This window comes from Microbacterium sp. GQ128, from assembly GCF_059758615.1.
The window spans coordinates 845367-871648 of record NZ_JCAXDY010000001.1; the positions used below are offsets into that span (position 1 = coordinate 845367).

Below are 26282 nucleotides of genomic sequence, written 5' to 3' on the forward strand. Positions count from 1 at the left end.
AGTGGTTTCCGCCCCGGAGGAGGTCGCGGTCCGTCACCGCTCACGCTCGCGGGGGCGGCTCGATGATGGGGCCTATGTCACTGCCGGGGCTGCGCTCGTCGTCATCACGAGGAGCTGCGGGTCGCTCAGGTCGAGTGCCACGGAGACGGCCGCGAACTCGGTCAGGGATTCGACATGGGTGCCGCCGCACAGGATGACGGCGTCGCCTTCAGGGAGCGCACAGTGCCAGCGTCGCCGGTCCACGATCGTCGGCCCCTCCGTCTCGATCCGACTCGTGGCGCCTGCGGCGATCCATTCGGCGAGCTGAGCGTTGATCCGCTGCTCCCGGTCGGCGAGGGTCGCCGCGAAGGTCTCGGTGTCGAAGCCCGCACGGCGAAGGCTCTTGCCCAGACGGTACTCATCCACCGCGCCGCCTTCGTGGATACGGCTGGACTGATTGGCGCGCCCCTCGAAGTCGGGATTCCCGAGCACATCCTCGCCCGGATCCTTCCGCCACAGGTCCGCGACGGCGAGGTCCAGAGCGAGCGAGGCGAGGTGGCAGGCGGTGTGGCCCCGGCTGAGTCCTTCGCGCCGCGCGCCGTCGACGGTCAGCCGTACGCGAGCACCTTCGGCCAGCCACGCGGGAGCCGCGCCGTCGATGCGGTGTGCGACGAGCCAGGTCCACCCCTCGGCACCGCGCTTGGCGGGGATGTCGCGCCCGACGGCGAACTCGCCCTCATCGGAGACCGCAGCCATCAGCGCCTCGCTGACCGTCACCGACTCGTCTCCCGCGGCGATCGTGCCGGCATCACCCGGCTGGTCGGGCCAGGTGTGGTCGACCGGGTGGAACGGCGTCGCGTCGACGACCACGACCGTCCCGTCGGGCCCGCTCTCCACCCGGGTGACCGTGCCGTCCCCGGTGGTGGTGCCGCCTGCGAAGGACACGATGGTGGGCGTCGACATGGCTCTCCTCGAATTCGACGATGGTGCGTCCGCCCGTGGAGGCGGGGAAAGATCGGACTCCTGCACGCGACGGTGCGATCGGCGCGGAATCCGCTGCCGTCAGACCGTGACGACCTGAGCGGTACCGAGCGGTGCCTCGGGCCCCATCTCGGCGGCGATCCGGTTCGCCTCTTCGATCAGGGTCGCGACGATGTCCGCCTCCGGCACGGTCTTGATGACCTCGCCCTTCACGAAGATCTGTCCCTTGCCGTTGCCCGACGCCACGCCGAGGTCCGCCTCGCGCGCCTCGCCGGGACCGTTGACGACGCATCCCATGACAGCGACGCGCAGCGGCACGGTCATGTCCTTGAGCCCCTCCGTGACGTCTTCCGCGAGCGTGTACACGTCGACCTGGGCGCGACCGCACGACGGGCACGACACGATCTCGAGCTTGCGCTCGCGCAGGTTGAGCGACTGCAGGATCTGGTGCCCGACCTTGACCTCCTCGGCGGGAGGAGCCGAGAGGGACACGCGGATGGTGTCGCCGATGCCTTCGCCGAGCAGGATGCCGAAGGCCGTCGCGCTCTTGATGGTGCCCTGGAAGGCGGGCCCCGCCTCGGTCACGCCGAGGTGCAGGGGCCAGTCGCCGCGCTCTGCGAGCTGACGGTAGGCCTTCACCATGACGATCGGATCGTTGTGCTTGACCGAGATCTTGAAGTCGTGGAAGTCGTGCTCCTCGAACAACGACGCTTCCCAGACGGCGCTCTCCACGAGCGCTTCTGCAGTCGCCTTGCCGTGCTTCGCGAGGATGCGACGATCCAGCGACCCGGCGTTCACACCGATGCGGAGCGAGACGCCAGCGGCCTTCGCGGCCTCGGCGATCTTCCCGACGTTCCCATCGAACTCGCGGATGTTCCCCGGGTTGACGCGAACCGCGCCGCACCCGGCGTCGATCGCGGTGTAGATGTAGCGCGGCTGGAAGTGGATGTCGGCGATCACCGGGATCTGACTCTTCATCGCGATGATCTTCAGCGCGTCGGCATCGTCCTGGTGAGGAACCGCGACACGCACGATCTCGCAGCCGGACGCCGTGAGCTCGGCGATCTGCTGCAGCGTCCCGTTGATGTCTGTCGTCTTGGTGGTCGTCATCGACTGCACGCTGACGGGAGCATCGCCGCCCACGAGCACCTTGCCCACCTTGATCTGGCGGGACTTGCGACGCGGGGCGAGGACTTCGGGGATCTTCGGCATTCCGAGGTTCACTGCTGGCACGCCCCAAGCCTACGCCGCCCGGATGCATGAGGGCTGGAAGTCGGCCCGTACGCTGAGTTCATGGCGGTCCTTCTCCTCACCGGATTCGAGTCCTTCGGCGGCGCGGCCCGCAACCCATCGGCCGACGCCGTGGACGCCGTCGCAGCCGACTACGACGGTCCGCACGAGCTCATCGCCGCGACGCTGCCCGTCGCGTTCGCTTCATCCGCACGCCGCCTCCGGGCCCTGATCGCGCAGCACTCCCCCGACGCCGTCATCGCCACCGGGCTCGCCGGCGGGAGTCGACAGATCGCGGTGGAGCGCATCGGTGTGAACCTGAAGGACGCGCGCATTCCCGACAACGACGGCGCGCAGCCCCTCGATGCACCCTGCGAACCCGATGGTCCCGCCGCCCGCTTCGCGACGCTTCCCGTCAAGCGCCTGGTCCAGATCCTCTCCTCACACGGTCTGCCGGCGCAGCTCTCGCTTTCCGCGGGTTCCTACGTGTGCAACCACGTCCTCTACACCGCGCTGGGGGCTGTCTCGGCGAACACCGTCGCAGGATTCGTGCACCTCCCGTGGTCGACCAGCGCCGCCCCGGCGGACGCCCCGCACCTCCCCGACGACGAGTTGGCACGTGCGGTGCGCCTCGTCGTCGACCACGCCCTCGACGCCGAGGTCGAGGAGCCCGGCGGAAGCATCTGGTGACGTCACCGCGCGGAACCCGCCACCGGCGATGTGGTAGTTTCGGCCCCATGCTCGCGAACTTCACCTGGTGGCCCGCCTTCTAGGCGGTGTGTTCGCGTTCCCACGAATCCAGACCGCCTCCCGGGCGGTTTTTTCGTTGCGCCGAGCCGGAGCCTTGCACAGGAGACATCGATGACCCTCTCACGACTCGCCGAGCTCAACGCCGACCCGGCGGCATCCTTCGTGCTGATCGCCCGCGACGGCGCAGACACCGTCGAGCTGCTCAGCGGCGACGTGGTGGATGTCGAGCTGCTCGCCGACATCCCGCTCGCCATCGACGGCACCCCGCGCGAGATCTTCGCGCTGGTCCCCTATCGTCAGGTGCGCGAACGTGGATTCGTCGCCCAGGACGATGGCGCTCCGCTGCGATGCGTGGTCGTCGACGAACACCTCCACCTGCCGACCACAGAGCTCCTCGCCGCGCTCCCGGCGGATCCGGTGCCACTGCACGACGACGGATTCGACATCGCGGATGCGGAGTATGCGGCGATCGTCGAGAAGGTCATCGCGGAGGAGATCGGTCGAGGCGAGGGCGCGAACTTCGTCATCCGGCGCGACTTCACCGCGAACATCGAGGTGGACGACCGGACGGCCGCGCTGACCTGGTTCCGTGCCCTGCTCACGCACGAGCGCGGCGCCTACTGGACGTTCGCGGTCTTCACCCCCGGCCACATCGCGGTCGGCGCGAGCCCCGAGGCGCATGTCGTCGCCCGCGAGGGGATCGTCACGATGAACCCGATCTCCGGGACGTTCCGTCACCCGGCCGGCGGCGCCACCAAAGAGACGCTGATCGACTTCCTCGCCTCCACCAAGGAGACCGAGGAACTGTTCATGGTCGTGGACGAAGAGCTCAAGATGATGAGTGCCGTCTGCTCCGACGGAGGGCGGATCACCGGTCCGCACCTGAAGGAGATGTCGCGGCTCACGCACACCGAGTACATGCTGCGCGGACGCAGCGCCCTCGACCCGCGCGACATCCTGCGCGAGACGATGTTCGCTCCGACCGTGACCGGATCCCCGATGCAGAACGCCTGCGCCGTGATCCGACGCCACGAACGAAAGGCGCGCGGATACTACTCGGGAGTTGCGGCACTGTTCACCCCGAACGCCGATGGCGGCCACGACCTCGATGCGCCGATCCTGATCCGCACCGTGTATCTGCAGGACGGGCAGCTCAGTGTGCCTGTCGGTGCCACTCTGGTGCGGCACTCCGATCCGCAGGGCGAGGTGTCCGAGACCCACGGAAAGGCGGCCGGCGTGCTGGGCGCGATCGGTGCCATCGAGCGCGACCGGGTAGCCGAGGCACGCAGCGATGCCGACGCCCCGGCAGAGGAGCGCGCCCTCGGTGACGATCCTCAGGTCGCTGCCCTGCTCTCGTCGCGCAATGCCCGGCTCGCCGAGTTCTGGCTGAACCCGCAGGGCGAGGAGTTCACCGGCCCGTTCGTCGGACGCACCGCTCTGGTGGTGGATGCGGAGGATCGGTTCACGACCATGCTCGCCCATCAGCTCCGTCACCTCGGCCTGGCCGTCACGATCGCCGGCTGGAGCGACGTGCAGGATGCGGACCTCGATGCCGCCGACCTCGTCGTCGCGGGTCCCGGCCCCGGGGACCCCCGGGACGAGGAGAACGGCCGGATCGCGCGGATGCGCGAGGTGGTCGGCCGTCGCCTCGAAGCGGGCTCACCGCTGCTCGCCGTGTGCCTCAGCCACCAGATCCTCGCCGATCGACTCGGGATCGCGCTGACTCCACTCGACGCCCCGCACCAGGGCCTGCAGAAGTCCGTCCCGGTGTTCGGGGAAGACGCCTCGATCGGCTTCTACAACACGTTCACCGCACGGGTCGACCCCGGGACGACGACGGTCGGAGCAGTCGAGATCTCGGCGGACATGTCCTCGGGCGACGTGTATGCCCTTCGCGGCGCGCGCTTCGCGTCTGTGCAGGGGCATCTCGAGTCCATCCTGTCGCGCGACGGCATCCGGACGCTCGAGCGCCTCGTGTCACACGCTCTCGCCTGAGCGCGCTCGACGGCACAGGCTGACCCGGACAGGGTCAGCCGAGAAGATTCACCGGGTTGAAAAGATCGGCGATCAGGAGCAGCGCGCCCATCGCGATCAGCAGCACCGCGACCACGACTGTCAGCGGCACGAGTTTCGTGGCATCGACCGGTGCCGGCGGCGGTCGGCGGAACAGCTTCGCCCAGGCTCGCTTGATGCCGTCCCACAGGGCGACGACGATGTGACCGCCGTCGAGCGGCAGCAGCGGGATGAGGTTGAACACGAAGAGGGCGATGTTCAGCGATCCCAGCAGCCCGAGCAGGATCGCGAACCGGTTGAGGATGGGCGCATCCGTCGCCGCGACCTCGCCGGCGAGCCGGCCGACGCCGACCACGCTCAGCGGTCCGTTCGGGTCGCGCTCGCCACCCGTGACCAGGGAGACACCGATGTCCCAGAGCCGCACGGGCAGCGTGACGATCAGCGAGGCGACTCTGGCGACGTTCTCCGCGGCCATCTGCGGTCCTGCGCTCAGGGGCTGCTGCACATAGCCCATCTGCGAACCCATGCCGACGTAGCCGACCTCCTTGACCACGGGTTCGCCGGAGTCGTCGAGGACTGGCTGGCCGGCCGCATCCGTGATCGTGCGCTCCGCAGCGATCGGCGTGATGCTCAGGGTCTCCTCGACGCCGTCGCGGAGCACCACCATGTCGAGCGTCTCGCCGGGAGCCGCCTGGACGATCGCCGTCGCCTCGGCGAAGTTCGATACGGGCTGGCCGTCGACCGACACGATCACGTCGCCCGGCTCGATGCCGGCCTCGGCCGCCGGCGACTCCGGATCTTCCGGCGTGCACTCGGTCTGGGTCGAGCCGGCCGGCACCACGCACTCGGTCACCGACGCGATGGTCGTGGTCCCCTGCTGCACGCCGATGCCGGACACGAGCACGGTGAAGATCACGGTCGCCAGGATCAGGTTCATCACCGGCCCACCGAGCATCACGATCACGCGCTTCCACACCGGCAGGCGGTAGAAGACACGGTCCTCCGCACCTTCGGCGATGGTCTCGTCGTTCGCGGACCGGGCGTCCTGGATGAGCGATCGGAACATCCCGGAGGCGGGGCCGGTGCTCTTCGATGGCGGGTACATGCCGGACATCGAGATGAAGCCGCCCAGCGGCAGCATCTTGAATCCGTACTCCGTCTCGCCGATCCGCTTCGACCACAGCCGCGGCCCGAAGCCGATCATGTACTGGCCGACGCGCACGCCGAAGAGCTTCGCGGGGACGAGATGGCCGACCTCGTGCAGACCGATCGAGAGACCGAGGCCGATCAGCATGAAGAGGATGCCGCCCAGATAGAGCAGGAATTCCACGTGCCAACGGTACTGCCCCCAGCTAGGAATCCGCCCGACGACGCGGGCGAGGCTAGGCTGAAGCCGTGAATGCCCGGCAGCTGCGACTCCTCCGCGCCGCCGCCGTCTCCTCCGTCGCGACGCTGCTCGCGGCGCTCTCGCACACGTTCGGAGGCGGCGCCGCCCCGCATCCGCTGCTGATCCTCGCGGTCGCGACCCTGCTCACACCGCTCTCGGCACTGCTCGTGGGCACGGGGCAGTCCCGCGGTCGCGTCGCGGCCGCCGTCTTCGTCGCGCAGGGCGCGTTCCACCTGCTGTTCCAGGCACTGGGATCGCCGACCGGGGCCGGCACCGTCGGCACCGTCGGTCATGCTCACCACCTGGAGCTCGATCTTCTCGGACCGGTGCCCGCCGAGACCTCCCTCACCACGATGATGCTGTTCGCGCACGTCGCCGCCGCCGCGTTGACCACTCTGTTGGTCTGGCACGGCGAGGAGCTCGCGAGAAGCGTCGTGCGATGGGTCGAGGCGATGTTGCAGCGTGCCGCTGCCGTCGCCCCGGCAGAGCACCCGCGGCCGCCGCGTCTGCGTTCGACTCTCCTGCCGTCGTTCGATGCGGCCGTCCTGGCCGCTGTGCCTCGACGCGGGCCTCCTGCGCTCATCCGCGACTGATCCAGACGGATCCGTCGCACCGGAATCCGCCGCCTTCTTCGCGGCACAATCCCTTCGCGGAAACGCCGTCTTTCGCGCGCCCGCAGTTCGAGCATCAGGAGATCCTTCATGTCCCGTACCACCCGTACCCGCACCCGCCGCCCCGCTCTCGCCACCGCCGGCGTCCTCGGCGGCGTCGTCCTCGCCCTGGCCGTCCCGACCATGGCAGGCGCGCACGTCGGGGTCAGCCCCGACGAACTCGCCGCCGGCGACCATGGCGTGCTCACCTTCTCGTTCTCGCACGGATGCGAGAACTCCCCCACCACGGCGCTCCACATCACCATGCCGGAGGGTCTCGCATCCGTGGCGCCGACGATGGACGGCGACTGGAGCATCGCGGTCGAGCGCGGCGATGACGGTCTCGTGAGCGCCGTGACCTATACGGCACTCACCCCCGTGCCGAACGATCTCCGCGGAGCGGTGAGCATGTCGGTCGGCCTCGACGAGAGCACGCCCGACACGCTGGCGTTCCCCGTCGTGCAGGAGTGCGTCGACGGCAAGACCGAGTGGACGCAGCTCGCCGAGAACGGTGAGGACCCGCACAGCCTGGACGCGCCGGCGCCGGTGGTCTCCGTCACCGACGCCGCGGCCGCGGGCCACGGTGATCACGACGCCGCCGACTCCTCCGAGGAGACCTCGGCGACGGCGACCTCGACCGATCCGCTGGGGATCGCGCTCGGAGCCGGCGGACTGGTCGCCGGCGTCGCGGCGCTGATCGTCGCGATCCTCGCCCACCGTCGCCGCGCCTGACGTCGGGCCACGACTCCTCGTGCGCTGCCCCGCGGCGCACGAGGAGTCGTGCCGCAGAGGTGTTCACCGTGCCGCCATGAGATCATGGATCCGACATGTCGATTGAACAACAACCGAGCCTGCCTCCCGTGCTCCGCCCCGCGAACCCGCCCCGGCGTGAGCTGTCCGAACTCGCTTCCCGTTTCGCCCGCAGTGTGCGCGGTGACACCGACGGGGTCGCCCTCTCCGGCATCACACTCGCCACGGCGGATCTCCGCCCGGGTGAGGCGTTCGTCGCGATCCAGGGCGTCAATCGGCACGGGGCGGACTTCGCCGTCGCCGCTGCCGAGAAGGGCGCCGTCGCCGTCATCACCGACGAGCCCGGCGCCGCGATCGCCGAGGCGGCAGGACTGCCGATCCTCGTGGTCGACGATCCGCGCGCGGTGCTCGGCGACCTGAGCGCCTGGGTGTACGGCACCGGCGCGGATGACCCGCTTCCGCTGCTCTTCGCGACGACGGGGACGAACGGGAAGACCAGCGTCTCGCACCTGCTCGAGGGCATCCTCGACCAGATCAGCGTCGTCACCGGGCTCTCCTCGACCGCTGAACGTCACATCGCCGGCGAGGTCATCGTCTCGCGGCTGACGACGCCCGAGGCTTCCGAGATGCACGCGCTGCTGGCGCTGATGCGGGAGCGCGAGGTCGAAGCCGTCGCCGTCGAGGTCAGCGCACAGGCTCTCTCGCGTCACCGTGTCGACGGCATCCGATTCGACGTCGCCGGCTTCACCAACCTCAGCCACGACCACCTCGACGACTACGCCGACATGGAGGAGTACTTCGAGGCGAAGCTCCCGCTCTTCCGGCCGGACCGCGCCAAGCGCGGCGTCATCTGCCTCGACTCGCCGTCCGGCGCGGTCGTGGTCGAGCGCGCCGAGATCCCCGTCGTCACGGTGGGGACGCCCTCGATCGCCGCAGACTCGGAGGCCGCGGGCGCCGCGGACTGGGTCGTCGTCATCGACGACGAACGTGCGGCAGGCACGACCTTCACGATGACCGGCCCCGCCGGCTCCCTCACGACCACCGTCCCGGTGATCGGTCCGCACATGGCAGCGAACGCCGCGCTCGCGATCGTGATGCTGCTCGAGGGCGGCTACGACTGGCAGCGCATCGTCGATGCTCTTGCCCGCGATGAGGGCATCCGCGCCTACCTTCCCGGTCGCACGCAGCTCGTGTCCGGTGAACGCGGCCCCGCGGTGTTCGTCGACTTCGGCCACTCCCCCGACGCGTTCGAGAAGACGCTCGCCGCGGTGCGCCGCGTGACGCCGGGCAGGGTGCTGATGCTCTTCGGCGCCGACGGCGACCGTGACGCGAGCAAGCGGTTCGACATGGCGCGCACTGCCGTCGAGGGAAGCGACATCCTCGTCGTCACCGACCATCACCCCCGCTTCGAAGATCCGGCCTCCATTCGCGCGACCCTCATCGAAGGCGCGCGCACGGCGAGACCGGATGCCGAGATCCACGAGGCCTCTCCGCCCGAGAACGCGATCGTCACCGCGGTCGGACTCGTGGGCGACGGCGACGCGATCCTCTGGGCGGGACCCGGCCACCAGGACTACCGCGACATCCGCGGGGTGCGTACGCCCTACTCGGCGCGCGAGCTGGCCCGCAGGGCTCTCCGCGCCGCAGGCTGGCCGGTTCCCGACCCCCGCTGGCCCGTCCCGTACCCCGACGAGGACTGATCCGGTCAGCCGGGGCGGCAGACGCTGCTCCGGGTTCCGCTCAGCTCCCCGCGATCATCCGATCTGCGGTCGTGCGCGCCCAGGCTTCGGCCGCGGCGAGCGTCTCGACGGTCAGCGCATCGGGTGCGTCATGAGCATCGACGACACGCGCGATCGTGTCGACGATGCCGAGGAACGACAGCCGGCCCTCGTGGAAGGCATCGACGGCCTGCTCGTTCGCCGCGTTGTAGACGGCGGGGAAGGTGCCACCGGCCCGACCGACGGCCTTCGCCAGCGCGACCGATGGAAAGGCCTCGCCGTCGAGCGGTTCGAAGGTCCATGACGATGCCGTGGTCCAGTCGAGCGGTCGTCCGACGCCCCCGACGCGGTGCGGCCAGTCCAGTCCGAGTGAGATCGGAAGTCGCATGTCGGGCGGTGACGCCTGGGCGATGGTGGACCCGTCGATGAACTCGACCATCGAATGCACGATGGACTGCGGATGCACGACGACCTCGATGTCGTCGTAGGCCACGTCGAACAGCAGGTGCGCCTCGATCACCTCGAGGCCCTTGTTCACGAGCGTGGCCGAGTTCGTGGTGACCATGCGCCCCATGTCCCACGTCGGGTGCGCGAGGGCCTCGGCGGGGGTCACATCGTTCAGTTCTGCGCGGGTACGGCCTCGGAACGGGCCGCCGGATGCCGTCACGACGAGCCGGCGCACCTCGGCGTGAGTGCCGGCGAGCAGGGCCTGCGCCAGCGCCGAATGCTCGGAGTCCACCGGGATGATCTGTCCGGGCGCGGCGGCGGCGAGCACCAGGTCTCCGCCGACGATCAGCGACTCCTTGTTCGCCAGGGCGAGCGTGCGTCCTGCCTTCAGCGCCGCGAGCGTCGAGCCGAGCCCGATCGAACCCGTGATCGCGTTGAGCACGACATCGGCGTCGACGTCTCGGACGAGCTGCTCGGCCTCGTCCGCACCGAGAGCCGTGTCCTCGACCTGGAACTGCGCAGCCTGCTCCCCCAGCATCTCGGAGTTGGAACCGGCGGCGAGGCCGACCAGCTCGAATCGACGAGGATTGGCACGGATCACATCCAGCGCCTGGGTGCCGATGGAGCCGGTGGAGCCGAGGACGATGATGCGACGCATGACGCCAGCCTAGGACACGTCCTCGACTCCGCTGCGGCTACTGCTGGACGGGCGTGGTGGCGAGGATGTCGACGACGAAGACGAGGCTCTCCTTCTGGAGCTCGTGTCCCTCGCTGGCGCCGTAGCCGTCCGACGGCGGCATGACGACGACGACCTGAGAGCCGACCTTCTGTCCTTCGAGCGCCTTCTGGAAACCGGCGACCACACCCGTCGTCTGGAACTGGGAGGGCGCGGCGTCGCGGCTCCAGCTGGAGTCGAACTCCTCGCCGTCGGACCACTTGACGCCGAGGTACTGGACGACCACGAGGTCACCGGCGCCGACTGTGGCCCCATCGCCCTGCTTGAGGACGGCGACCTTCGTCTCGGTCGGTGCATCCCCATCCGGGATCTTGACGGAGGGCTTGCCGTTGTCATCGAGCTTGACGGTCGGCATGCCCGGGGTCGGGTCGACGTCCTTGCCGGTCGCCACCTCAGGGAGCTGCTCGACAGCCTCGGCGTACACGACCTTGGCGGTACCACCCTCGCCGAAGACCTTTCCGGGAAGCGCGAGGACCACCTGCGTGCCGAGAGGCTGGCACTCGAGGGCGGCGATGAACAGCGACGCACTGTTCTGGTCGAGCAGGACGGAGGCTTCTCCTCCCTCGCTGCGAGCCGAAGAGTCCACGACCTCACCCGTCGCCGCGTCGACGATCTGGAACTTCACGCCCACGAGATCGTTCGCAACGACCTCGTCACCATCGCCTTCGGAGATGATCGTTCGCTCGACGTCGGCGAACGGCGCATCCGCAGGCACGGTGACCTTCGCGTCGACGCCTTCTCCTTCGACGACGACCGCGTCGGACGTCTCACCCGGCTTCGCGTCCAGCAAGCACTCACTCGAAGCGGTCGGGCTCGGCGTGCCGGAGCTCGACGGCGCGGAGCTGCCGGAGCAGCCCGCCAGCAGCAGGGTCGCCGCGGCGACGGTGGACAGAACGATGAGCGGACGCTTGCGCACAGTGAGACCTCGGGATCGCGGGTGGGAACCTCCATCCTGCCGCATACCCCTTTGCCCCCGCTGGGAGGCGCGACGCAACCCTTCATTCCCACGCAGGCATGGATCCGGGAGTAACCTGCTCTGATGACCTCTGAGCAGTCCGTCGAGCCCGAATCCTCGTCAGAAGAGGAATCCTCGTCGTCAGATGAGACTGCCAAGCCCCGTCACGCCGGGTTCGCCTACACGCTCGGACGCAGCCTCATCACCCCGCTCGCCCGGCTCGTGTACCGGCCGAAGATCGAGGGTCGCGAGAACGTTCCGCTGACCGGGCCCGTCATCTTCGCCAGCAACCATCTGTCCTTCATCGACTCGATCGCGATCCCCGTCGCCGCTCCTCGACCCGTGCACTTCCTCGCGAAGTCCACGTATTTCGAGGGCACCGGTTTCCAGGGCTGGATGAGCAAGACCTTCTTCGAGTCGATCGGCGCCATCCCCGTTCGCCGGGGAGCGGGCCAAGCGGCCCTGGATGCTCTCGACCTGCAGCGGCAGCTCCTCGACGAGGGACTCGCCGTCGCGCTCTACCCCGAGGGCACACGATCCACTGACGGTCGCCTGTACAAGGGGCGTACCGGGGTCGCGTTCCTCGCGCTCCAGACCGGCGCCCCCGTCGTGCCGGTCGGGCTGATCGGGACGGACAAGGTGATGCCCGTCGGCGCGAAGATGCCGACGCTCAAGGAGCGCATCACGGTCCGGTTCGGCGAACCGCTGGATCTGTCACCGCACGGACCGGCGACCAGCGGGCGCGCGCGTCGCCTCGCGACCGACGAGATCATGGCCGCGATCCACGGCCTCTCCGGTCAGGAACTCGCAGGAGCTTACAACGAGGCTCCCGCGCAGGGCACGATCGAGAAGATCAAGCAGGCTCTGCCGCACGAGCGTCGCTGACGCCTGCGGCGCTCCGAGTCAGTCGACAGCGCTGACCGTCGCCTCGTGGCGCACAGGGAAGTTCATCGAGTTCGCGATGAAGCACCATTCGTTCGCCTGCGCGTGGGCGCGCTCGGCCGCCTCGATCATCGACGCGTCCGCGACGACGACCTCGGGGCGCAGCATCACCTCGACGAACGACCCGCCACCCTTGCCGTCTTCGCGCATCATCCCGCTCGCCTCGTCGCGGTAGGAGACGACGACCACACCGGCTGTCACACAGGCATGCAGGTACGAGAGCAGATGGCACTCGGAGAGCGACGCGAGCAGGAGGTCTTCCGGATTCCAACGCGAGGGATCGCCGCGGAAGGGCTTGTCGGCCGAGGCGAGCAGCTCCGGCTTGCCGTCGACTTCGATGGTCACCTCGCGGCGGTAGTCCCGGTAGCCCGAGGTGCCCGTGCCGGTGTTCCCGGTCCAGACCGAGGTGAGCGCGTAGTGATGTTCGCCGAGGATGCGGGGGGTCGACTCTGCCATGTCCTCAGTCTGCCAGGGGCCGCCGACCCGAGGTGAGCGATCGCCTGCCCGGCGCTAGAGTTGACGGGTGCTGGAGACTCTCACCGTTCAGGATTCCGTGGAACTCGCCGTCGTCGAACGGAGCGGATTCGTCGAATCCCGTCACGCCGGCGCAGCGATCGTACTCTCATCCGACGGCGACATCGTCGCCCGCCACGGCAACACCGACGCGCTGATCCTGCCCCGCTCGAGCCTCAAGCCCCTGCAGGCAGTGGCTTGCATCACCGCGGGTGCGGTGCTCGAAGGCGAACAGCTCGCGATCTCCACGGCAAGCCATATCGGTACCGACCGGCACGCATCCGTGGTTCGCGACATCCTCACCGAAGGTGGGCTGACCGAGGACGACCTGGCGTGCCCGGCGTCGTGGCCGAGTGACTCGGCCACGCGCGATGAACTCGTCCGCGAGCACGGCGAGCCGGCGCGAGTGCGCATGAACTGCTCCGGAAAGCATGCCGCGATGCTGCGCGCGTGCGTGGCGACCGGTTGGCCGACCGACGGCTACCTCGACCCGTCGCATCCGCTGCAGGTGCACATCCGCGATGTCGTCGAGCGCCTCACGGGCGAGAAGGTCGCACACACCGCGATCGACGGGTGCGGAGCGCCGGTCCACGCCATGACCCTCACCGCCCTGGCGCGGGGCATCCACCGCATCGGCACGGCATCCGACCGCTCGCCTTTCGCCCTTCATCGCGTCGCCGGTTCGCTGGTGCGGGCAGTGCGGGAAAGCCCCTGGACGATCGAGGGCCCCGGCCGGCCCGACACGATCGCGATCGAGAGGCTCGGGGTCTTCACCAAGCACGGCGCCGAGGGCGTCATGGTGATGGTCGCTCCGAACGGCACGACGGTCGCATTGAAGATGCTGGACGGTGCGACGCGTGCTTCGACGATCGTAGCGGCGGCGCTCCTCGAGCGCGCAGGCGGTCTGAGCAGCGCGGAGGTCGCGACGCTGGCGGACGCACTCCCCCTCACGATCTCGGGAGGCGGCTCGATCGTCGGAGCGATCCGGCCCGGCGCCGGAATCTGACGCACACGCTCTTTCCCCCGCTGCGCCGATCTCGATGCTCATCGCGGAGACAGGCCGCGAAGGATGACCCGACGCGGCGCGCTGGCTCCGCGCAGCGACCAGGCTCTGCCCGCATGAGGCCGCGCATACGGCGGCAGCTCCCGGACACCGGCGAGCTGCCGCAGATCGGACGGCTGCTCGGCACGGATCAGCACTTCGCCCTCCCCGCGGATGCGCTGCCACAACGCCCAGTTGCGCTGCCACGCCTCCGCGTCCCCCACGACGATGCAGGAACGGTCTCGCTGTGTCGGCTCCGCACCGGCGACGATCACCTCGGACGCCGGATGCGCCTCCCGCAGCGTCGATGCCACCGAAGCGGCTCCCGTACTCACGACGGCGGTAATCGCGCACGAAGGTACCCAGACAGCATGCGCGCCGGCCACAGGAGTGATCCCTGCGTCTTCGGGGACCCATGCCAGCTGCACCTCGCGATCGCCGATGCGGGCGCGTCCGGGAGATCGGTCGCGGATGAATGACGATGCCTCTCCCCCGGCCGCGAGATGCTCCACTCTGCTCGACAGGCGGAGCAGTGCTCGTCGCGGCAGGGCGTCGATCATCCGGCCCAGAGGCCCCGCTGCCCTGGTCGCCGTGAGCACGAAGGTCGTGTCAGCGCGGGCGCGAACGAGCAGCTCCCACCGTTGCGCCCACTGCTGACCGTACTCCGGCGGCAGAGTAGAGAGCAGCCCGTCGATGTCGTCGCCGAGGACCAGGGACGGCATCCGTCCTGTCTCGATCGCCCACCCCTCGAGGAGGTCCCACGCCGCCTCTGCGTCGTGCGGCACCCACACCGCATCCGGGCGCTGCGCAGCCAGTGCTCGTAACGCGGTGGAGCGGCCCGACCCCGGCGCGCCCAGCAGCACGATTCCTCGATCCTGCCCGCAGTGCAAGAGCTCGAGCGGTTGGGCTTGGCGCTCCGGATCGTCGGCACGACCGAGCACGATCACATCCGGAGCCAGGCTGGTAGACGTGACGAGGTCGGCGAGGGCGATCCGTCGGGGAAGCGCGGGGAGCCAGGGGCTGCGGGGCCCGTCCGCTGCCGCCCAGCGCTGCCCGACCGCTCGCAGGTCGGCGGGTCCCGTCAGAGCGCTGCGCATCGCCGACGGCTCGGAATCCGCGGGACGACGGACGAGTGCGAGGCCCCGCGAATGCGCGCCGCCGGGAAGCTCGGCCGCGGCGTCCGTCCCGATCATGAGCCTGCTGTCTGCGGCGTCGCCGACCCGCAGACTGACGCGGAGCGGACAGTTGGCCGCCAGCGCGTCCCGTACGACGCCGGCCGCGCGCTGCGTGCCGAGGATCAGATGCATGCCCAGCGCGCGGCCCCGGGCGGCGACGTCGGTGAAGACGGCCCCCAGGTCGGGATGCTCCGCCAGCAGTGCCGCGAACTCGTCGACGACGATGACCAACCGCGGCATCCCGACCTCTCGAACATCCCGCGCGCCTGCGTCGGCGAGAACACACTCCCTGCGCCGCAGCTCGGCAGTGAGACTGGAGACTCCGCGCCGGGCACCGTCTTCATCGAGATCCGTGATGACCGCTGCGACCTGCTTCAGCTCCCGCAACGGCTCGAATGCGGTCCCCCCTTTGAAGTCGGCGAGCACGAATGTCACTCGGTCCGGCCCGTGGGCCGCGGCGATGGCCGTGACCCAACTGATCAGAAGCTCGCTCTTGCCCGTGCCCGTCGTTCCGGTGACGATGGCATGCGGCCCGTCCTCGACGATGTCGACCACCATCTGCCCCCGCTCGCTCCGGCCGATCGCCGCGGCCAGACCATCGATGCGCTGCAGGTCGGGCCTCGGCTGCTCGAGTTCGTGCAGAGCGACGAGGTCCGGAAGCACGTCGAGCTCGACGCCCGCCGCTGCGTGCTCACGGGCGATGAGGGCCGCCTGCTCGAGCGAGACGCACTCCACCGCGATGGCAGCGGTGCCCTCGGGCGTGCGCAGGCGGGACCGCCGCGGCTCCACCACGTCGATCACCGTGGTGATCCCCTCCGGGACCTCGGCGTCAGCGGGAGCCAGCCAGATCAGGGCATCTGCGTCGATCCGGATCGCTGCGCCCGAACCGATGCCGACCCTGAAACCGCCCCTGCGTGCGCGCCGCGCGTGCGGCAGGGCGTCGAGCCCGCAATCGCGGACCTCTGTGCCGACGAGGGAGAGCTGCGCTGCGCTGAACCGAAGGCTCAGCTGCAGCACGAGCGCGCGTGCCGCGGCCATGATCATCGGCCGCGCACCTCGAAGACACACCCCTCCGCCCAACGGCACCACGATCGGGGCGCCCTCGAGGACTCCGCATCGCTCGCGGAACTCCCGACCGCGACCGTCTTCGCCTCCGCTGCACCGTATTCCGCTCCGCGAGCTCCCGGCGCCGACCACGAGCGAGGTCAGGGAGTCCGGCGGCTGTGCACCACGCAGAGGCAGCTGCGCGAGGCTCGCAGCCGTGTCAGGGTGCCGCAGCCACCGGTCCTCGCGCTCTTCCTGGTGACGGAGCTCGAGCTCGGCCTCGGCGGTCGCCCAGTCCTGCTCGGACTGTGCGGCGTCACGCCGACGTTCGCGTCGCCGGTTTCGAGCAGCGTCGACGAGCGATGCCACGATCATCAAAGGCCCCAGGGCAGCGAAGCACAGCGCGAACACCGAACCGGTGATCAGCCACAGCACCACACCTCCGGCCACCGGGACGATCGCCGCCATGAACGGTACGGGCGCACGACGAGAGGGTGCGGAAGCCGTCGGGAGCACGATCGGGAGGGGTTCCATGCGTCCAGTGGATCGCATTCCTCTCGACGCGACGGCGCTGTCCACAGCGCCGAGTGGCTACTCTGCGGTGTCCTCGATTGGGGAGGACGAGTCGTCCTCGTCTTCGACCTGCACGATGATGAGCGTCACGTTGTCACGCCCGCCGTTCTCCAGCGCGGCGGCGAGCATCGCCTCCACGCTGCGGCTCGGATCGTGGTGCTCCCGGAGGAAATGCTGGATCCCATAGTCTGTGAGCTCTTTGGTGAGCCCGTCGGAGCAGATGACGAACCGGTCGCCCGCACGCACATCGATCGTGACGTAGTCGGGCGCCGTGAGCTCGCTCGCCCCCACGGCCCTCGTGATCACGTTGCTGTACGGGTGCCCCTCGGCCTCTTCCGGGCTGAGCTTGCCCGCGGTGATCAACTCCTGCACCACGGAATGATCCGTCGTGACCTGGACGAGTCGGTCATCGCGAAGAAGGTAGACGCGGGAGTCTCCGATGTTCAGGGCCACCCACCGGGCTTCGTCACCGTCGACGACGAAGAAGACACCGGTGAGCGTGGTTCCGGTGCCCTCGTCGGTCGTGTCGGGGTGATCGGCGATGTCGCTCACCGCACGTTCGAGCGCCTGCTCGATGGCCGGAGCGTTGACGTCCCCCGCGGAGACCACGGCCTGGAGTCGCTCCACCGTGCTGCGACTCGCGATCTCTCCACCGGCGTGGCCGCCCATGCCGTCTGCGACGACGAACAGCGGGAACTCGGCCAGGAACGCATCCTGGTTGGTCTCCCGGCGACGACCGAGATCGGTGACCCCCGCCCAGGAGAGAAGCAGCGGGCGCTGCGCAACCGTGACGCGATGCGTCTTCGTCTCAGCCACGTGCTGCCTCCGATGGATCTGCGACGGGTCGGGCGTCCGCAGGATACTCACACATCGTAGTAGAACTCCCCCGCACCGCGATCACACTCGGGCGCCCGGGTCGGCCGGCAGAGGGAACAGTTCGTCGATGATCTTCTCGTCTGCGGCGCTCGGACGCCACGAATCACCCGCCGCGGCGTTCGCTTCGACCTGCTCCGCCGTCGTCGCGCCGGCGATCACGCTGGAGACGGCCCGCCTGGCGAGAAGCCAGCCGAACGACGCCTCCAACATCGTGATGCCACGCTCGTCGCAGAAGCCGCGGAAGGCGTCGATGGCCTCCCATGGCGCGTTCTCCCAGACATGGCGACGAGCGGACATGATCCGGCTGGACGCCGGCCCGCCCTCGCGCGTGAACTTGCCCGTGAGGAGTCCGTTGTGCAACGGGAAGTACGGGAAGAAGCCCAGTTCATACCTCTCCACGGCGGGCAGCACCTCGCGTTCGGCCGCGCGCGCGAGCAGCGAGTAATGGTTCTGTGCGGAGATGAACCTGCCCGAGGATCGCGCGCGGGATGTGAACTCCGCCTCCGCGATCTGCCATCCCGTGAAGTTCGAGTGCCCGTAGTAGCGGATCTTGCCTTCGCGCACGAGCTCTTCGAGCGCATCTGTCGTTTCGGCGATCGGCGTCTCCGGGTCTGGCAGATGCAGCTGGTAGAGGTCGATCCAGTCGGTGCGAAGCCGACGCAAGGACTCCTCGACCGCCCGCCGGACGTAGCGGCGAGAGCCACGCGCCGCCGGGAACTCGTAGCCCATGTCGCGTTCCTGGCCGAACTTCGTGGCGAGGACCACGCGGTCTCGTCGCCCCTCGAGAGCCTCGCCCATCAGGGTCTCGCTGGCCCCCGCGACCGCACCGTACATGTCAGCGGTATCGAAGAACGTGATCCCGTTGGCGAGTGCCGCATCGATCACCTCGCGGGTTCCGGAGAGGGTCTCTGTCACCGTCCCCGCTCGCCCGAAGTTGTTGCAGCCGAGGCCGGTGGATGACACCAGAAGACCGGACGCGCCCACTCGGCGCTGAGACAAGACCATGTCCTCCACGTTAGCGGGCACGTCGGAGCGACGACCAGCCAGAACAGCACAGAGCCCCCGATCGAAATCGAGGGCTCTGTGTCAGAAGATCACGCCGGGGGCTGAGTGGGATCGCTCGGCGGTGCCGGCGGAGCCGCGGGCGGTGCCGGCGGGGCAGCGGGCGGTGCCGTGGGAGGTGCCGGCGGCGTCGTCGGCGGTGCTGCGGGAGGCGCGGGCGGAGTGGTCGGCGGAACCGGCGGAACCGGAGCGCCCGTGGCCGGAGCAGCGGGACCCGCCGGCGGTGCGTAACCGGGCTGTGCGGGAGGTGCGTAACCCTGGGGTGCCGGAGGCGCATAGCCCTGCGGCGCGCCGTAACCGGGAGCGGCGGCGGCAGGCCGGGGCTGGACCGGGATGCCCTGCCAGACCGTGTTGTCGCCGAGGAATCCGTTGTTCGCCCACGGTGCGGGGACGATGTTCGGGTTCCAGCGCGACTTGTCGAAAGCGTTGATGCCGAGCCAGATCAGCGCACCGATGCCGGGGATCAGCCCGAGGAGGATCCAGACGGCATCCTTCTGCAGCTTGAGACCCACGCGCCACGCGACGATCACGATGACAGCGACGTAGGCGATCCAGGAGATGTAGTTGAGGATCGGGATGACGTTGATCACGATGGCGCCGAGCATCACCCACGGCGACACGTCGCCGAGCTTCGCAAGGATCATGGCGTTGTACACGGGAACCCACGCCCGCCACTTGCCTTCGACCCCGGCCTTCTCGAAGATCTTCATCAGGAACAGCGACGAGAGAACGTATCCCGCGATCGCGAAGATGAAGCCGAAGACGATCAGGATGCCGAAAACGGCCAACGAGCCTGTGTCGTAATAGTCGTACATGGTCCCCTCCGGATCCAATATTCGGCGCAGGTCGCGCCGCGTGACAACCATAGCGGGGACACCACAGGCGAGCAAAGACCTACGCGCGTCCGTTCATGCGGGGACTTGTGCCGTCACTCGTGGACGACCAGCTCGAGAACCCCCGGTTGCTCGGCGTCGCGGAGCACGAGACCTCGGTTGTCAGCCCAACGCCGGAGAGACCGCAAGGACGCCACGCGCGGCCGTTCCTCCGCGAGAGCACGCACGAGCAGCCCTTTGGACTTCTTGTTGAAGTGGTTCAACGCCCGCCCATGCTCGGTCACAACCCTCACGTAAGCGGAGGGCACCGTGTCCGGAACAGGACCCAGCGCCACGTACGCCTCGCTGCGCAGATCGAGCACGAACGAGGGTGACGCCTCCGCGATCGCCGCTGAAGTGGGGTGCGCCCAGTGCTTGCGCAACGCCGGGACACCCGGGAGGGAGGTCCCCGCGGCAAGCCGATAGGTCGGCACCGCGTCCAGAGCACCGATGGGCCCGAGAGGAGCGCTGTGGATCCAGACGTGCTCCCCCAACCACCGGCGCGATGCCGCGGAGAGGCTGGCCGCATCCAGGGCATCGAAGAGCACGCCCGTGTAGCGATCGACCGCCGGCATCGTGGGCGCCGTCCGCAGATCGCGGTTGTGCGCGATCTCGCCCTTCTGGCGTTCGCTGAGCTTGAGCACGCGGCGCGACGCCTCCTCGTCGGCCGCGAGGTCGACGAGAGCGTCCAGCACCGCGGATCGATGCGCGCTCAGCGATGGCAGCGCGAGAGAGGTGACGTCGAGCGGGGCGTCGTGGCCGCCCTCACGTTTCGTCTCCGACGGCGGAAGCAGGATCTTCATGGAACCTCGGTGGAAGCAGACGCGTCCGCCCCGGGACCCGAACGGGTACCGAGGCGGACGTGTCGAAACGAGTACTGCTAGGCGATGAGAGCCGCGTTGCCGGCAACGATCGTCAGGGTGTTCCCCTCCATGGAGAGGAACCCGTCCTGGGCATTGGCCAGCACTTTGGTGCCATCCGACTGCGTGATGCGGACCTGGCCCTCAGCGAGGATCGCCAGCACCGGCTCGTGGCCGGTCATGAAGCCGATCTCACCCTCGACGGTCTTGGCGACCACGAGGCTCGCCTCTCCCGTCCAGACCTCCGCATCCGCGGAGACGAGGCTGACATTCAAAGCCATGGTCAGCCGTTCTCCTTCTGGATCTTCGCCCACTGCTCTTCGACGTCGGAGATGCCACCGACGTTGAAGAAGGCCTGCTCGGCCACGTGGTCGAAGTCACCGCGGGTGATCGCGTCGAACGACTCGATGGTCTCCTTGAGCGGGACGGTCGAACCCTCGACACCGGTGAACTTCTTCGCCATGTAGGTGTTCTGCGAGAGGAACTGCTGGATGCGACGTGCACGCGACACGACGATCTTGTCTTCCTCGGAGAGTTCGTCGACACCGAGGATGGCGATGATCTCCTGCAGCTCCTTGTTCTTCTGGAGGATCTGCTTGACCGTCGTGGCGACGCGGTAGTGGTCCTCGCCCAAGTAGCGGGGGTCCATGATGCGCGACGTCGAGGTCAGCGGGTCGATGGCCGGGTACAGACCCTTCGAGGCGATCTCACGAGAGAGCTCGGTCGTCGCGTCGAGGTGGGCGAACGTCGTCGCCGGAGCCGGGTCGGTGTAGTCATCGGCCGGCACGTAGATCGCCTGCAGCGAGGTAATCGAGTGGCCGCGCGTCGAGGTGATGCGCTCCTGGAGCACACCCATCTCGTCGGCGAGGTTCGGCTGGTACCCCACGGCGGAGGGCATGCGGCCCAGCAGCGTGGAGACCTCGGAACCGGCCTGCGTGAAGCGGAAGATGTTGTCGATGAAGAGCAGAACGTCCTGCTTCTGCACGTCACGGAAGTACTCCGCCATCGTCAGAGCCGACAGCGCAACGCGCAGGCGCGTTCCCGGCGGCTCGTCCATCTGACCGAACACGAGGGCGGTCTTGTCGAAGACGCCCGCCTCCTCCATCTCGTGGATGAGGTCGTTGCCCTCACGGGTGCGCTCACCGACACCGGCGAACACCGACACACCACCGTGGTCCTGCGCGACGCGCTGGATCATCTCCTGGATGAGGACGGTCTTGCCGACTCCGGCGCCACCGAACAGACCGATCTTTCCACCCAGCACGTACGGGGTGAGGAGGTCGATCGACTTGATGCCGGTCTCGAACATCTGAGTCTTGGACTCGAGCTGGTCGAAGTTCGGCGCCTTGCGGTGGATCGGCCAGCGCTCGGTGACCTCGATGGTCTCGCCGGGCTCGAGGTTGAGCACCTCGCCGATGACGTTGAAGACCTTGCCCTTGGTCACGTCGCCGACGGGGACCGAAATGGCCTCGCCGGTGTCGCGGACTTCCTGGCCACGGACGATGCCGTCGGTCGGGTTCAGCGCAATGGCGCGGACGAGATCGTCGCCGAGGTGCTGTGCGACCTCGAGCGTGATCTCGGTGGACTCTTCGCCCATCGCGATCGTGGTCTTCAGCGCGTTGTAGATGTCGGGGATCGAGTCGTGCGGGAACTCGATGTCGACAACCGGACCGTTGACGCGTGCGACGCGCCCGACGACCGCGGTCGCCGGCTGGTCAGCCGGAGCGGTGAGGGTCATTTTCGTCTCTTTCCTGATGGTCTATTTGCTCGAGAGTGCGTCGGCGCCGCCGACGATCTCCGCGATCTGCTGCGTGATCTCCGCCTGGCGCGCGTTGTTGCGCAGACGGGTGTAGTCGGTGATGAGCTTGTCGGCGTTGTCGCTGGCCGACTTCATCGCCTTCTGCGTCGCCGCCTGCTTCGCAGCAGAGGACTGCAGGAGTGCGTTGAAGACACGGCTCTGGATGTACACCGGCAGGATCGCGTCGAGAACGGTCTCGGCATCCGGCTCGAACTCGTACAGCGGGTAGACGGTGCTACCGGCTTCCGACTCATCGGCTTCCGTGATCTCCAGCGGAAGCAGCCGCACGTTCTCCGGCGACTGCGTCATCATGCTGACGAAACGGTTGTACACGAGGTGGATCTCATCGACGCCGCCGTCCTGTCCCCCTCGGGAGAACGCATCGAGCAGTGTCGCGGAGATCTCCTCGGCGGTGTGGAACGACGGGGTGTCGGTGTCGCCGGTCCACTCCGCAGCGGAAGCGAGACGTCGGAACTGGAAGTAACCGACGGCCTTGCGACCGATGAGGTAGAAGACCGGCTCCTTGCCCTGTTCGCGCAGGAGCTCGGCCACCTCGAGACCCTCACGGAGGATCTGCGAGTTGAAGGCTCCGGCGAGACCGCGGTCCGAGGAGAAGATCACGACCGCGGAGCGGGTGATGTTCTCGGACTCGCGGGTCAGCGGGTGATCCACGTTCGAGTGCGTCGCGACGGCCGCCACGGCCCTCGTCACGGCACGCGCGAAGGGGGTGGACGCCTTGACGCGTGCCATCGCCTTCTGGATGCGCGAAGCCGCGATGAGTTCCATCGCCTTCGTGATCTTCTTGGTCGTCTGAGCAGAAGAGATCTTCTGCTTGTAGACCCTGAGTTGAGCGCCCATATGTCAGTACCTCACGCGGTTACGCGCGACGACCCTTGACGATCTTCTCCTGGTTGACGTCCTCCGCCTCGGCTGCAGCGTGCTCCTCGTGGCCCGGGGCGCCGATGGCGTGACCCTTGCCGCCCTGGAACTCCAGGATGAAGGCATCCGTCTGCTTCCCGAGCTCTTCGACCGTGGCGTCATCGAGGACGTTGGTGTCGCGGAGCGTCTCGAGAACCTTGGTGTTGCGACGCAGGTAGTCCAGGAGCTCGCGCTCGAAGCGCAGGACATCCTCGACCTCGATCGTGTCGAGCTTGCCGTTGGTGCCGGCCCAGATCGAGACGACCTGCTCCTCGACGGGGTACGGCGAGTACTGCGGCTGCTTGAGCAGCTCGGTCAGACGCGCACCGCGGGAGAGCTGACGACGCGATGCCGCATCGAGGTCGGACGCGAACATGGCGAACGCCTCGAGGGAGCGGTACTGCGCGAGCTCCAGCTTCAACGTTCCGGAGACCTTCTTGATCGACTTGACCTGCGCGTCGCCACCGACTCGCGAGACCGAGATACCCACGTCGACCGCCGGACGCTGGTTGGCGTTGAAGAGGTCGGACTGGAGGAAGATCTGGCCGTCGGTGATCGAGATCACGTTGGTCGGGATGTACGCCGAGACGTCGTTCGCCTTGGTCTCGATGATCGGGAGACCCGTCATGGAACCGGCGCCGAGCTCGTCGGACAGCTTCGCGCAACGCTCGAGCAGACGAGAGTGCAGGTAGAAGACGTCACCCGGGTAAGCCTCGCGGCCCGGCGGGCGGCGGAGGAGGAGGGACACGGCACGGTAGGCCTCGGCCTGCTTGGACAGGTCATCGAAGATGATGAGGACGTGCTTGCCGCCGTACATCCAGTGCTGCCCGATGGCGGAGCCGGTGTAGGGAGCCAGGTACTTGAAACCGGCGGGGTCGGAGGCGGGAGCAGCCACGATCGTGGTGTACTCCAGAGCGCCGGCCTCTTCGAGCGCGCCCTTCACCGAAGCGATGGTCGAGCCCTTCTGGCCGATGGCGACGTAGATGCAGCGGACCTGCTTGTTGACGTCGCCCGACTCCCAGTTGGCCTTCTGGTTGATGATCGTGTCGATCGCGATGGCCGTCTTACCGGTCTGGCGGTCACCGATGATCAGCTGACGCTGGCCGCGGCCGACGGGGATCATCGCGTCGATGGCCTTGATGCCGGTCTGCATCGGCTCGTGGACCGACTTGCGCTGCATGACGCCGGGCGCCTGCAGCTCGAGGGCGCGGACGCTCTCGGTCTCGATGGCACCGAGGCCGTCGATCGGGTTGCCGAGCGGGTCGACCACGCGGCCGAGGTAGCCGTCGCCGACCGGGACGGAGAGGACCTCACCCGTGCGGGTGACTTCCTGACCGGCCTCGACGCCGGTGAACTCGCCGAGGACGACGACACCGATCTCGTGCTCGTTCAGGCTCTGTGCGAGGCCCTTGGTGCCGTCGGCGAAGATGACGAGCTCGTTCGCCATGACGCCGGGAAGTCCCTCGACGTGCGCGATGCCGTCTGCGGCGTCGATGACGGTGCCGACCTCGGTCGCCCCGGCCCCGGAGGGCTCGTATGCTGCGGCGAAGTCCTTCAGCGCGTCACGGATGACGTCGGGGCTGATCGATAGTTCTGCCATTGTCTTCCCTTTGTATCTGGGTGCGCGGTTCCCCGCGCGAAGTCGTGTTAGCCCGCGAGCTTCTGGCGAAGGTCTGCGAGTCGTGCGGAGATGCTGCCGTCGATGACGTCGTCGGCGATCTGCACGCGCAGACCTCCGACCACGGCAGGGTCGATGACGACGTTGAGGGACACCTGACCGTCGTAGCGTCGCGACAGCGAGTCGCTGAGGCGGGCGCGCTGCGCGTCGGTCAGCGGGGCGGCGGTGTGCACCGTGGCGACCACACGACCGCGCTGGCTCGAGACGATGCTCATCGCGCGGTTGAGCAGGCGACGAACGCGTCGTTCGCGCGGCTGACGCACGAGCGACGTGATGATCAGCGTCGAAGCAGCGCTCGTCGAGCCGTCGGCCAGGAGGCGCTCGACGAGCGCTCCCTTGGCGTCTTCTCCGCCGAGACGTCCGCCCAGGGCGAGTTCGAGCTCCGGGTTGGCGGCGACCACGCGGGAGAAGTTGAACAGCTCCCCCTCGATGTCCGCATCCGGCTCGGCGATCGCCGCAGCGCGGATCGCGAGCTCCTCGACACCGTCGACGAGCTCACCCGCGTTGGACCAGCGCTCCGCCACGACCGTCTTCAGAACGCTCTGAGCGTCTGCGGAGAACCCGCCGAACACCGCGGCGACGACGTTCTGTCGTGCCGCGGCGGGAGCAGAGGGGTCAGCAAGCGCGCCGCTCAGCTGAGACGATTCGCTCACGGCACGTGCGGCAGCGAGAAGCTCCCGTGCGGTGTCGAGAGTGACGCCCTTCGCTGCGGCAAGCGTCTGGATGGATGCCGCGAGTGCCTGAGTGGTCGCGCTGCCCATTACTGAGCCGCCTTCTCGGATGCCTCGAGGTCGGCGAGGAAGCGGTCGACGACAGCCGTCGCACGTGCATCGTCGGAGAGCGTCTCGCCGACGACGCCGCCGGCGAGGTCGATCGCGAGCGTTCCGACCTCGCTGCGCAGCGAGACGAGAGCGGTCTGACGCTCGGCCTCGATCTGCGTGTGCGCGGTGGCGGTGATGCGTGCGGCCTCAGTGGTCGCGGCGTCCTTCGCCTCGGCGACGATCTTCTTGCCGTCCTCGCGGGCGGCCTCACGGATCTCGCCGGCCTCGGTACGCGCCTCAGCGAGCTGACGCGTGTACTCCTCGAGTGCCGCCTCCGCCTGCTTCTGCGCCTCGTCAGCCTTGGCGATGTTGCCCTCGATGGCGGCGGACCGCTCGTCGAGCATCTTCGTCAGTCGAGGAAGGGCGACCTTCCAGACCACGACGAGGATGACGATGAACCAGAGGCCCGACCAGATGATGTCGTACCACGCAGGGATGAGCGGGTTGTTCGGCTCACCCTCTGCTGCGAGGTTCGTGACAAGAGCGTTCAGCATCCTGTCTCCTTCAGAAGT

Annotated in this window: 24 protein-coding genes; 7 read left to right on the forward strand and 17 right to left on the reverse strand. The window is 68.4% G+C overall.

The genetic code is table 11. The annotated features are described in order from the left end of the window. Positions 1–72: 72 nt before the first annotated feature. The gene (locus AC6CHX_RS04115) at positions 73–942 is read right to left on the reverse strand and encodes an alanyl-tRNA editing protein (protein ID WP_498271724.1); all 870 of its coding nucleotides are present in this window, start codon (positions 940–942) and stop codon (positions 73–75) included. A gap of 99 nt (positions 943–1041) precedes the next feature. Beyond that, positions 1042–2172, reverse strand: coding sequence for a flavodoxin-dependent (E)-4-hydroxy-3-methylbut-2-enyl-diphosphate synthase (ispG, locus tag AC6CHX_RS04120; protein ID WP_136041210.1), 1131 nt, complete (start codon positions 2170–2172; stop codon positions 1042–1044). 81 nt (positions 2173–2253) lie between these two features. Here ispG and AC6CHX_RS04125 point away from each other — a divergent pair, with 81 nt between their 5' ends. Together AC6CHX_RS04125 and AC6CHX_RS04130 are read left to right on the forward strand one after the other, a co-directional pair. Continuing rightward, complete coding sequence (locus AC6CHX_RS04125) at positions 2254–2880, forward strand: pyroglutamyl-peptidase I (protein ID WP_498271725.1); 627 nt, start codon at positions 2254–2256, stop codon at positions 2878–2880. A gap of 171 nt (positions 2881–3051) precedes the next feature. Beyond that, positions 3052–4935 (forward strand): anthranilate synthase family protein, encoded by a 1884-nt coding sequence (locus AC6CHX_RS04130; RefSeq protein WP_498271726.1) that lies wholly within the window; start codon positions 3052–3054, stop codon positions 4933–4935. A 34-nt stretch (positions 4936–4969) separates the two neighbouring features. Here the strand turns inward: AC6CHX_RS04130 and AC6CHX_RS04135 are convergent, their stop codons facing one another. After that, positions 4970–6283 (reverse strand): M50 family metallopeptidase, encoded by a 1314-nt coding sequence (locus AC6CHX_RS04135; RefSeq protein ID WP_498271727.1) that lies wholly within the window; start codon positions 6281–6283, stop codon positions 4970–4972. A gap of 65 nt (positions 6284–6348) precedes the next feature. Here AC6CHX_RS04135 and AC6CHX_RS04140 point away from each other — a divergent pair, with 65 nt between their 5' ends. The 3 genes from AC6CHX_RS04140 (at position 6349) to AC6CHX_RS04150 (ending at position 9440) form a co-directional block, all read left to right on the forward strand. Continuing rightward, the gene (locus AC6CHX_RS04140; protein ID WP_498271728.1) at positions 6349–6933 is read left to right on the forward strand and encodes a hypothetical protein; all 585 of its coding nucleotides are present in this window, start codon (positions 6349–6351) and stop codon (positions 6931–6933) included. A 108-nt stretch (positions 6934–7041) separates the two neighbouring features. Then, positions 7042–7722 (forward strand): YcnI family copper-binding membrane protein, encoded by a 681-nt coding sequence (locus AC6CHX_RS04145; protein ID WP_498271729.1) that lies wholly within the window; start codon positions 7042–7044, stop codon positions 7720–7722. A gap of 95 nt (positions 7723–7817) precedes the next feature. Beyond that, positions 7818–9440: a Mur ligase family protein gene (locus tag AC6CHX_RS04150; RefSeq protein ID WP_498271730.1), complete on the forward strand. Its 1623-nt coding sequence runs from the start codon at positions 7818–7820 to the stop codon at positions 9438–9440. Between the two features lie 40 nt (positions 9441–9480). Here AC6CHX_RS04150 and dxr read toward each other — a convergent pair whose 3' ends face one another. Both dxr and AC6CHX_RS04160 read right to left on the reverse strand, forming a co-directional pair. After that, entirely contained in the window at positions 9481–10563 is a 1083-nt protein-coding gene (gene dxr / locus AC6CHX_RS04155; RefSeq protein ID WP_498271731.1) for a 1-deoxy-D-xylulose-5-phosphate reductoisomerase, read from the reverse strand. A gap of 37 nt (positions 10564–10600) precedes the next feature. Then, positions 10601–11557 (reverse strand): FKBP-type peptidyl-prolyl cis-trans isomerase, encoded by a 957-nt coding sequence (locus AC6CHX_RS04160; protein WP_136041190.1) that lies wholly within the window; start codon positions 11555–11557, stop codon positions 10601–10603. A gap of 123 nt (positions 11558–11680) precedes the next feature. Here AC6CHX_RS04160 and AC6CHX_RS04165 point away from each other — a divergent pair, with 123 nt between their 5' ends. Beyond that, positions 11681–12481 carry a lysophospholipid acyltransferase family protein gene (locus AC6CHX_RS04165; RefSeq protein WP_376105040.1) on the forward strand — a complete coding sequence of 267 codons (801 nt, stop codon included), beginning with the start codon at positions 11681–11683 and terminating at the stop codon, positions 12479–12481. Positions 12482–12499: 18 nt separating this feature from the next. Here AC6CHX_RS04165 and AC6CHX_RS04170 read toward each other — a convergent pair whose 3' ends face one another. Next, entirely contained in the window at positions 12500–12994 is a 495-nt protein-coding gene (locus tag AC6CHX_RS04170; RefSeq protein WP_498271732.1) for an OsmC family protein, read from the reverse strand. A gap of 67 nt (positions 12995–13061) precedes the next feature. On the opposite strand from AC6CHX_RS04170, the gene AC6CHX_RS04175 reads away from it, so the two are divergent. Then, entirely contained in the window at positions 13062–14057 is a 996-nt protein-coding gene (locus AC6CHX_RS04175; protein WP_498271733.1) for an asparaginase, read from the forward strand. A 38-nt stretch (positions 14058–14095) separates the two neighbouring features. Here AC6CHX_RS04175 and AC6CHX_RS04180 read toward each other — a convergent pair whose 3' ends face one another. From AC6CHX_RS04180 to AC6CHX_RS04230, 11 genes are all read right to left on the reverse strand, one after another. Next, positions 14096–16846: an FtsK/SpoIIIE domain-containing protein gene (locus AC6CHX_RS04180; protein ID WP_498271734.1), complete on the reverse strand. Its 2751-nt coding sequence runs from the start codon at positions 16844–16846 to the stop codon at positions 14096–14098. Between the two features lie 57 nt (positions 16847–16903). Beyond that, positions 16904–17701: a PP2C family protein-serine/threonine phosphatase gene (locus AC6CHX_RS04185; RefSeq protein ID WP_376105029.1), complete on the reverse strand. Its 798-nt coding sequence runs from the start codon at positions 17699–17701 to the stop codon at positions 16904–16906. An 81-nt stretch (positions 17702–17782) separates the two neighbouring features. After that, complete coding sequence (locus AC6CHX_RS04190; RefSeq protein ID WP_498271735.1) at positions 17783–18766, reverse strand: aldo/keto reductase; 984 nt, start codon at positions 18764–18766, stop codon at positions 17783–17785. Between the two features lie 89 nt (positions 18767–18855). After that, the gene (locus AC6CHX_RS04195) at positions 18856–19638 is read right to left on the reverse strand and encodes a large exoprotein (protein ID WP_498271736.1); all 783 of its coding nucleotides are present in this window, start codon (positions 19636–19638) and stop codon (positions 18856–18858) included. A gap of 113 nt (positions 19639–19751) precedes the next feature. Then, positions 19752–20498, reverse strand: coding sequence for a YaaA family protein (locus AC6CHX_RS04200; protein WP_498271737.1), 747 nt, complete (start codon positions 20496–20498; stop codon positions 19752–19754). 77 nt (positions 20499–20575) lie between these two features. Then, positions 20576–20836, reverse strand: coding sequence for a F0F1 ATP synthase subunit epsilon (locus AC6CHX_RS04205; protein ID WP_136043248.1), 261 nt, complete (start codon positions 20834–20836; stop codon positions 20576–20578). A 2-nt stretch (positions 20837–20838) separates the two neighbouring features. Then, positions 20839–22293, reverse strand: a complete 1455-nt coding sequence (gene atpD, locus AC6CHX_RS04210) for a F0F1 ATP synthase subunit beta (RefSeq protein ID WP_017830989.1) — start codon at positions 22291–22293, stop codon at positions 20839–20841. Between the two features lie 21 nt (positions 22294–22314). Beyond that, positions 22315–23211 (reverse strand): F0F1 ATP synthase subunit gamma, encoded by an 897-nt coding sequence (locus AC6CHX_RS04215; protein WP_498271738.1) that lies wholly within the window; start codon positions 23209–23211, stop codon positions 22315–22317. 19 nt (positions 23212–23230) lie between these two features. Then, the gene (gene atpA, locus AC6CHX_RS04220; protein WP_136043246.1) at positions 23231–24871 is read right to left on the reverse strand and encodes a F0F1 ATP synthase subunit alpha; all 1641 of its coding nucleotides are present in this window, start codon (positions 24869–24871) and stop codon (positions 23231–23233) included. A 47-nt stretch (positions 24872–24918) separates the two neighbouring features. Then, complete coding sequence (locus AC6CHX_RS04225) at positions 24919–25710, reverse strand: F0F1 ATP synthase subunit delta (protein ID WP_498271739.1); 792 nt, start codon at positions 25708–25710, stop codon at positions 24919–24921. Beyond that, positions 25710–26264: a F0F1 ATP synthase subunit B gene (locus AC6CHX_RS04230; protein ID WP_136043244.1), complete on the reverse strand. Its 555-nt coding sequence runs from the start codon at positions 26262–26264 to the stop codon at positions 25710–25712. Before AC6CHX_RS04230 ends, AC6CHX_RS04225 begins: the two co-directional genes overlap by 1 nt. Positions 26265–26282: the final 18 nt, after the last annotated feature.